At 45.5% G+C, this 6,739-nt stretch carries 9 protein-coding genes; 7 read left to right on the top strand and 2 right to left on the bottom strand.

The genetic code is table 11. The annotated features are described in order from the left end of the window. The first annotated feature begins 374 nt into the window (after positions 1-374). The 5 genes from UB32_RS08420 (at position 375) to spoIIR (ending at position 4,521) form a co-directional block, all read left to right on the top strand. Entirely contained in the window at positions 375-995 is a 621-nt protein-coding gene (locus UB32_RS08420; protein WP_044392843.1) for a thymidine kinase, read from the top strand. A gap of 252 nt (positions 996-1,247) precedes the next feature. Continuing rightward, complete coding sequence (locus UB32_RS08415; protein ID WP_044392841.1) at positions 1,248-1,682, top strand: hypothetical protein; 435 nt, start codon at positions 1,248-1,250, stop codon at positions 1,680-1,682. 130 nt (positions 1,683-1,812) lie between these two features. Further along, positions 1,813-2,886 carry a peptide chain release factor 1 gene (gene prfA / locus UB32_RS08410; RefSeq protein ID WP_044392839.1) on the top strand — a complete coding sequence of 358 codons (1,074 nt, stop codon included), beginning with the start codon at positions 1,813-1,815 and terminating at the stop codon, positions 2,884-2,886. Further along, positions 2,879-3,745 carry a peptide chain release factor N(5)-glutamine methyltransferase gene (gene prmC, locus UB32_RS08405; RefSeq protein WP_044392837.1) on the top strand — a complete coding sequence of 289 codons (867 nt, stop codon included), beginning with the start codon at positions 2,879-2,881 and terminating at the stop codon, positions 3,743-3,745. Before prfA ends, prmC begins: the two co-directional genes overlap by 8 nt. 92 nt (positions 3,746-3,837) lie before the next feature. Next, positions 3,838-4,521 carry a stage II sporulation protein R gene (gene spoIIR, locus UB32_RS08400; protein ID WP_044392851.1) on the top strand — a complete coding sequence of 228 codons (684 nt, stop codon included), beginning with the start codon at positions 3,838-3,840 and terminating at the stop codon, positions 4,519-4,521. Positions 4,522-4,566: 45 nt separating this feature from the next. Here the strand turns inward: spoIIR and UB32_RS08395 are convergent, their stop codons facing one another. Both UB32_RS08395 and UB32_RS08390 read right to left on the bottom strand, forming a co-directional pair. After that, on the bottom strand, positions 4,567-4,908 hold the full coding sequence (locus UB32_RS08395) for a cupin domain-containing protein (RefSeq protein ID WP_044392835.1): 342 nt from the start codon (positions 4,906-4,908) through the stop codon (positions 4,567-4,569). A 12-nt stretch (positions 4,909-4,920) separates the two neighbouring features. After that, positions 4,921-5,304, bottom strand: a complete 384-nt coding sequence (locus UB32_RS08390) for a globin (RefSeq protein WP_044392833.1) — start codon at positions 5,302-5,304, stop codon at positions 4,921-4,923. A 285-nt stretch (positions 5,305-5,589) separates the two neighbouring features. Here UB32_RS08390 and UB32_RS08385 point away from each other — a divergent pair, with 285 nt between their 5' ends. Together UB32_RS08385 and UB32_RS08380 are read left to right on the top strand one after the other, a co-directional pair. Further along, positions 5,590-5,982, top strand: a complete 393-nt coding sequence (locus UB32_RS08385) for a KGG domain-containing protein (protein WP_044392831.1) — start codon at positions 5,590-5,592, stop codon at positions 5,980-5,982. Positions 5,983-6,185: 203 nt separating this feature from the next. Beyond that, positions 6,186-6,623, top strand: a complete 438-nt coding sequence (locus tag UB32_RS08380) for a GNAT family N-acetyltransferase (protein ID WP_052806991.1) — start codon at positions 6,186-6,188, stop codon at positions 6,621-6,623. Positions 6,624-6,739: the final 116 nt, after the last annotated feature.

Raw genomic sequence — 6,739 nt, 5'->3', positions numbered from 1 at the left:
AGTCGTTCTTTGACTTCATTGGCAGGACCGAAGCGACTCGAGGGGCTAGGCGCTGGAGCTGGACAATTCTCATAGAAATTCTATACTTTCTATTCTATAAGAAAAACCGAAACAGGCAAGAAGCTTTGTGACTTGCCTGTTTTTTACTGCCTTTTTCCATCTGCTTTTGGGTACTAATAGAGGGAGAAATATTTTTTAGGAACTTTCTTTTTTCTGTTGTTTTTTTTGCTATAATGGAAAAAGCTGAAAAAAGTGTCGAACTATGACCAGGCTTTTTTCGTACCTTTATGACATCAAAGCGCCGTAAAAATACGAAAAAAGCTTAAAAGATGATCGCAAATGCTATTTTTTCAGCGAGGAAGGAGAGGCCGACCATGTATGTTATGAAACAAAGCGGCTGGATAGAATTGATTTGCGGCAGCATGTTTTCCGGCAAGTCCGAAGAACTGATCCGCCGTGTGCGCAGGACGCAATTTGCCAAGCAAAAAATTGCCGTTTTTAAGCCTGCGATGGATAACCGCTACAGCGAAGAATCGGTTGTATCACACAACGGAACGGCAATTACTGCCAAGCCGATTGGCAAATCTACCGATATTTTTACTTTTATTAATCCTGATATCGACGTCATCGCCATTGATGAAGCGCAGTTTTTTGACAATGAAATTCTGGCGGTTGTCCAGCATCTCGCAGACAGCGGCTATCGTGTCATCGTTGCTGGTCTTGACCAGGATTTCCGCGGCGAGCCATTCGGCCAGATGCCTGCGTTGATGGCAGTCGCCGAAAATGTGACCAAGCTTCAGGCGGTATGTGCCATTTGCGGATCGCCAGCAAGCCGGACACAGCGTCTCATCAACGGGGAACCAGCTTCCTACGACGATCCGATCATTCTCGTCGGCGCAGCGGAAGCCTATGAGCCACGCTGCCGACATCACCACGAAGTGCCTAAATTCCCAAATGAGCTGAAAATCGAGAAAACGTCGGAAAGCTTATCCTAATATCCTCCTGATTTTGCAGGGGGATTTTTTATTTTTTACCTAAATTATGGGAAAATGAGAGATTATCCTTTATTTTGGTGGAATTATCTCCGATTGTGGGTGAAATATCCCCGATTATGGGGGAATTATCGCGGTTATTGTCCAAATATGGAGTTAGAATAAGAGATTCATTTTTCCAGTTACCGAGTTAGCCTGAAAATGTGCATGGATATCCCTCCAAAAGGGCAGAATAACCGCGGGAGGTGTGTTATTTTGAAAAAAATCCTCATATTTTTCTTATTTTTTGCCGTTTTGGGTTCCGGTTGTGCTCAGCATAATGCTGAATCGATTTATGACAAGGATGAAGATCGTGCAGGTACGGATATTAATCGGGAAAATGATGGAGTCCGCCGCGGAAATGGAAACCAGGATAATGGCATGACAATGACCGATCAGAATCCCAATTTGCTGAATACCGATAATCAAAACCGCCACAGTTTTTCCATGGATGTCCAAAAAGCGAAGGACGTCATCTCAGATGCTGGCTATGAACCCGGTTCGATCTGGATCAACGGCGGCGAGATGAACGTGACAGCACGGCTTCAAGGGCTGGTAACCCGAAAAGATCGCGAAGATGCCCAGAAAATCTTGCAAAACAGGCTAAGTAAAGCTTTGCCGCGCTACGATGTGAAAGTCAATATTGAGTAAACGCTAGACAGCATGTCCGCACTGGGCATGCTTTTTCATATTGATTTTGACTGATAGTAGCACCTATACTATAATTAAAATGTTATGCAATTTATGATTTAAAGGTTTAGGAAAATAGAGGTGATTGTCCGTGTTTGATCGTCTTCAATCAGTTGAGGATCGTTATGAAAGATTAAACGAACTATTAAGTGATTCGGAAATAGTAAAGGATGCTAACAAGCTGCGCGAATATTCTAAAGAGCAGTCGGATATTGAGAAAACGGTGATGGCTTACCGTGAATACAAAGAAGTAAAAGAGCAATTGACTGAGGCAAAGGCAATGCTCGAAGAAAAGCTGGATGCGGAAATGCGTGAAATGGTTAAAGAAGAAATCGCGGAGCTAGAGCCGCGTTTGGAAGAGCTTGAAGCCCATATTAAGATTCTTCTCGTCCCGAAGGATCCAAACGATGACAAGAACGTGATCATGGAAATCCGCGGCGCTGCGGGCGGCGATGAAGCGGCGCTGTTTGCTGGCGACCTTTACCGCATGTACAGCCGTTTTGCCGAATCTCAGGGCTGGAAAACAGAAATCATCGATGCCAACACGACTGGCGTAGGCGGATTCAAGGAAATCATCTTCATGATCAACGGAAAAGGCGCCTATTCCAAAATGAAGTTCGAAAATGGCGCGCACCGTGTCCAGCGAGTTCCGGAAACGGAATCAGGCGGCCGGATTCATACGTCAACAGCGACAGTTGCCTGCCTTCCAGAAGCGGAGGAAGTCGAAGTCGAGCTGCATGACAAGGACATTCGCTTTGACGCATTCGCATCCAGCGGTGCCGGCGGACAGTCTGTTAACACGACCATGTCAGCGGTTCGTCTGACTCATATTCCAACTGGAATCGTCGTATCATGCCAGGATGAAAAATCACAGCACAAAAACAAAGACAAGGCGATGAAGGTTCTTCGTGCCCGCGTCTATGACAAGTTCCAGCAGGAAGCACAGGCCGAGTACGACCAGGTTCGTAAATCTGCCGTTGGTACCGGAGACCGCTCTGAGCGCATCCGCACGTACAATTTCCCGCAAAATCGCGTGACAGACCACCGCATCGGCCTGACCATCCAAAAATTGGATCAAATTCTCCAGGGCAAGTTGGATGAGATCATCAATGCGTTAATTATGGAAGACCAATCGCAAAGGCTTGAGAGTGCGAACAATGACTAAACGCAAACTGTATGAAGCCCTCAACTGGGCTTCTTCTTTTTTAAAAGAACATCAGCGTGAAGAGTTCGCGGGGGAGCTATTGCTGCGTCATTATTCCGGCCTATCCCGCACTTCCATGCTGATGAACATGCGGGATGAATTGGACGGGGAAGTGTGGACGGAGTTTCAGGCAGCTGTAAAAAGGCATGGAGAAGGCGAACCGATCCAGTATATTATCGGCTTCGAGGAGTTTTACGGCCGCCGGTTTGAAGTGAATGAGCATGTGCTGATTCCAAGGCCTGAGACCGAAGAACTGGTTCAAGGCACGCTAAAGCGTCTCAACAGCCTTTTTCCGGAAAATAGAAAGATTGATCTTGTCGATGTCGGGACGGGGAGCGGAGCAATTTCCGTTACATTGAAACTGGAAAAACCAGAAATGACGGTGTCCGCTATGGACCTATCAGAGGATGCCCTCGAGGTAGCGCGGAGAAATGCGGACAAGCTTGGTGCGGACATGGAGTTTTTACATGGGGACTTGCTGCAGCCACTTATTTTACAAGGAAGAAAAGTCGATGCCGTCATCTCGAATCCGCCGTATATTCCAAATGCCGATCAGCAATGGATGTCAGACATCGTAACGGAACATGAGCCGCATCTGGCGCTGTTTGCGGGCGAAGATGGATTGGAACTGTATCGGCGTTTTATGGAGGAACTGCCGCTTGTGTTAAAAGCGAAGGCCTTGGTCGGCTTTGAAATCGGTGCTGGTCAGGGGGAAGCCGTCCGTGCGCTTCTCGAAAAAACGTTCCCACAAGCAACGGTTGAGGTTGTGCTGGATCTCAATGGCAAGGAACGCATGGTTTTTGCAGAACTGGACTCCTGAGGAAGGGGTCCGATTTTTTTTTCAAAATTACTAGTTTAAGAATCTAGCAAACTGTCCACACTGTGACTAGTGAAGGGACGGTGCTGGAAATGATGATGCAGAAATTAGCGGCTTCTATTTACATACTCTTATTATGTACAGGAACCATTTTAAGTTTATATACACCAAATACCGAGGTGACAGCCCAGGAGGCGACGGTCATTCCAAACGAAGCGATTCGGCTGAGAATCCTTGCGGAAAGTGACCTCGAAAAGGACCAGGAAATCAAGCGATTGGTTCGGGATGAAGTCAACAAGGAGATCACCAAATGGGTGGAGGACTTAACCTCCATTGATGCTGCAAGAGAAGTGATCAAATCCAAGCTGCCAGAAATCCAGAAAATCGCCGAACGGGTCGTCGCAACACAAGGTTCAACGCAAGCGGTAAAAACAGAATTTGACAAAGTTCCGTTTCCTACAAAACTTTATGGCCAGTTTCTCTATCCTGCAGGCGAATACGAGGCAATTCTCATCACCCTGGGTGAAGGCGAAGGTGCCAACTGGTGGTGCGTATTGTATCCGCCGCTATGCTTCCTTGATTTTTCAAATGGGGAAGCAACGAGCGAAGGCTTCGATGAAAGCAGCGACAAAGGCGATGTGAACGTCGATTCGGAGCAGAAGTCTGAAGAAGCAGACAACAAGAAGCGAAAAAAAGACCCAGTATATGAAGGCAACCAAGAAGAAGAAGTAGAAGTAACCTTCTTCCTAGTAGAAATTTGGAACAGGATATTTGGATAAAATAACCCCCTGCACAAAGAATGCAGGGGGTTGGTTGTTCATCCATTAGATATTTTGCGCAAATCTGTCATCCGGGATCTTGTTGAGCATGACATATAAAGTGACGGGCACAGATCCGGTGTTTTTATAGGCTAATTCTTCGCTGCCGTTCAAATGGACGGTTTCGTTGGCAGCTGCTGTTACTTCCTCGCCGTCAATCGTAAAGCTGCCTTCCCCCTGGATAGTTAAAATAAACACTTCAGTCCCGGGATGGGTGTGCTTTGGCAGCTCCTGGCCGGGCATGAAGTTTAGCAAGAATACGGTACTGTCGCCTTTTTTAAAAACAATTCGTTTCGTAAACCGTTCTTCGCTGAATTCCTGGTATGCTTGCAATGCTTGTTTTTCCATGAATATTCCTCCTTATTGGCGATTGATCATAATCGGCGCGATTTGGCGCAAGCGCTCGAACAAGGCGATTCCGCCCTCGGTTTCCAGCAAGCCTGTCTCGGCCAAAGTTTCCTCCATCAGCTTTAGCCATGCACGTGCCCGGCGTGGCGTAATTTCAAATAGCATATGCCTGGCCCTCATGTTTGGAGGTCCAAATTCCTCGCTATATATTGGACCGCCGCCGGTCAACTGTGTCAGAAACATCCACTGCTTCCTCTTGATTTCAGCCATATCTCCTTTAAACAACGGGCTCAGCTCATCGTTTTCATAAACTTTCGGATAAAAGGTATTGACAATGCTGCGGATCGACTCGTCCCCGCCAATTCTTTCATAGATTGATTTCATTTCCATTTCCATGACGTGCCCCCTTTTGAGAAAGGTTTTCATTTGCTTAAATTTAGTATAACCATGTAGGGAGAACGACATTGTGACTTAAATCACTCATTTTAGAATTTTTCGCTTTGTAAAGCTTTCAAAGAAATACTTGGAAAGGGAGGAAAAACGGCTATGAAAATTACCAATAATATTACATTTTTCAGACAGGCATATTACATTCCCGTGATTCTAGTTTCATGCGGAGCGATTGCGGATATTCAATATAGTGTAACACCAAATCATAGATTTCAAGGAGGATGATGAAAAATGGCTAACAACAATCGTAACAATAATAGCGATGATAAGATGTCTCGTGAGGAAAGAGGCCGCATGGGCGGAGAAGCAACAGCTGAGAACCATGGCAGCGACTTCTACCAGGAAATCGGCAAAAAAGGCGGCGAGGCAACAGCGGACAGCCACGATAAAGAATTCTACCAGGAAATCGGCAAAAAAGGCGGAGAAGCAACAGCCGAGAGCCACGATAGCGATTTCTACGGGGAAATCGGCAAAAAGGGTGGCGAGGCAACAGCAGACAGCCATGATAAGGACTTTTATCAGGAAATCGGCAAAAAAGGCGGCGAAGCGACCTCCGAGAACCATGACAGGAGCTTCTATAAAGAAATCGGTGAAAAAGGCGGCAATGCCCGCAACAATAACTAAACTAATTGCATAAAGTGAAACGAATGGAAAAAACACGGCAGCATCACATCGGTGATCACTGCCGTGTTTTTTTTACTAGGCAGAAGCAATCGGGTTATATCTTTTTTTAAACGGTTGTACCTGTGCATTCTATAGAATATGTTCTATTTTTTTTCATCCTCTCATATCCATTTAGTAGAATTCTAAAGTTTGAGGTGAAGGATATGACTTGGAAAATCAGAAATGCAAATAAAGAGGATTTGGCGAAGCTGGAGAGATTTTTGACGGAGGCTGGCGTAAGTTCGGAAGGGTTAGGGGACTATATTGAAAACTTTTCCTTAATCGAGGATCAGCAAGGGGAACTGGTAGCCTGCCTTGGTGTCGAAACTGTGGACAAGGCAGGCTTGCTGCGTTCTTTCGTCGTTTCACCGCAAGCTATCAAGCCGGATTTGATGTTTCTCTTTAAACGAGCAATCTTGACTGCAAAAAGCCAGCGGTTGGAGGAACTTTATCTCGTCACTAACAAGAGGAGCGCGATCCCTCTGTTTGACAGCCTTGGTTTTGAAATCGTAAACGAGGTTCCAGATTCTCTTCATGAAAGAAATCACCTTAATCAAGTGTTAACTGTGGATAACTCGACAATTATGAAAATAATTCTGTGAATAATAAATTCATCCACAAAGTTATCCACGGTTTCGATAAAATTATCCACAATTTGTGGATAAAAACTTGAGTTCTGTGAAATCTTCTTTTATACTTTCATAGAAATGCACGAGTA

It is taken from the genome of Mesobacillus subterraneus (assembly GCF_000934845.1).
GTDB classification, from domain to species: domain Bacteria; phylum Bacillota; class Bacilli; order Bacillales; family Cytobacillaceae; genus Mesobacillus; species Mesobacillus stamsii.
This window is presented reverse-complemented; position numbering and strand designations above follow the sequence as displayed.